At 62.9% G+C, this 1,531-nt stretch carries 2 protein-coding genes; both read right to left on the bottom strand.

Going from position 1 to position 1,531, the window contains the following annotated elements; all coding sequences use genetic code 11:
- On the bottom strand, positions 1–510 hold a 510-nt coding region (locus EN893_RS33425), incomplete at its 3' end, for a LysE family transporter (protein WP_128362152.1).
- A 90-nt stretch (positions 511–600) separates the two neighbouring features.
- Positions 601–1,531, bottom strand: a 931-nt coding sequence (locus tag EN893_RS33430) for an aldo/keto reductase (RefSeq protein ID WP_164901364.1), incomplete at its 5' end; no start/stop codon positions are given.

Below are 1,531 nucleotides of genomic sequence, written 5' to 3' on the forward strand. Positions count from 1 at the left end.
CCACAGAGCATGGATGGCGACGATCATCAGCGCGAGAGCCATCAGCTTCAGCCATGGACCAAGCTCAGTGTTACCCTGTTTGGGCGAAGCACCGGCGAACACGGCGGCGATTGCCACATAGGCCTTCGGATTGGCGACCGCGAGAAGGAATCCAGCCAGCCATGTTGGACACGAAGCCTCCGCGCCGCGTGCTGCCATGGGCGGCGCCGTGGCGATCTTGAAGGCGAGATAGAGGATGTAGGCCGCCGAGGCGAAAGCCAGCAACGGCGCCAGCTTCGGCATCGAGGTAAGCACCGCCATGACCCCGGTCGCGACAACCAGAAGCACGGCGATCGTGCCCAGGATGATTCCCCAGGCATAGCCCAGCGAGTGGCGCAAACCGAAGGCGGCCCCAACGGCGGTAACGCTTATCGTTGCCGGACCCGGGCTGCCCATGATCACCAGGGCGGCAAGCACGAGCGCGAGAAGTTGCCCCCAAAAGTCCGGCTGCGAAAGAAGCGGCTCAGTCATCTCTCCTCTGTCCTGCCTTGCGCGAAGAGACGGTATGGCAGGACCAGAGTGGCGTCTTGGACGTTCGTGCGAGGCGTCGCGCCTGAAGCTTCAGCCGCTCGCTTTGTCGAGTTCGGCCATGTCGGCGGCGGTCAGTTTCAGCGACGCCGCCCTGATCAGGCTGTCCATCTGTTCAGGCTTGGTGGCGCTGGCGATCGGCGCGGTGACACCCGGCCGCGCAATCACCCAGGCAAGCGCGACTTCCGCCTGCTTGGCCGAATGCCTTGATGAAACCGCGTCGAGTGCCGCAAGGATGCGCATGCCGCGCGCATTGAGATAGTCTTTCACGCCACCGCCGCGCGGGCTTTGACCGAGATCGGCATCGCTGCGGTATTTGCCGCTGAGAAAACCCTTGGCCAGGCTGAAATAGGTGATGACGCCGATGTCCTCGGCCACGCACAGATCGCGCAACGGCCCATCGAAGGACGAGCGATCGTAGAGATTGTATTCCGGCTGCAGCACCTCGTAGCGCGACAGACTGCGCAAGCTCGCCACATCGAGTGCGGCACGCAACTGGCCGGCGTCGAGATTCGAACAGCCGGCATAGCGGATTTTGCCCTTGGCGAGCAGCTTCTCGTAGGCGCCAAGCGTTTCTTCATAGGGCGTTGCGGGGTCCGGCCAGTGCGACAGATAGAGATCGATGACTTCGGTCTGCAGCCGCTTCAGCGATGCGTCGACGGCCTTTTCGATGTATGCGGCGGACAGGTCCTTGTGCCCCTGCCCCATATCCGAACCGACCTTCGTGATCACCACGACCTTGTCGCGATTGCCACGGTCTTTCATCCATTTGCCGATGATGGTTTCCGATTCACCGCCTTTGTGGCCGGGAACCCAGCGCGAATAGGCATCCGCCGTATCGATGGCGTTGAGGCCGGCGCCGACGAAGCGGTCGAGCAGGTCGAACGAGGTTTTCTCGTCGGCGGTCCAGCCGAAGACATTGCCGCCCAGAACCAGCGGCGCGATGGTAAGGTCGGTGCGACCG

This window comes from Mesorhizobium sp. M7A.F.Ca.CA.004.04.2.1 (assembly GCF_004022825.1).
Classification (GTDB): domain Bacteria; phylum Pseudomonadota; class Alphaproteobacteria; order Rhizobiales; family Rhizobiaceae; genus Mesorhizobium.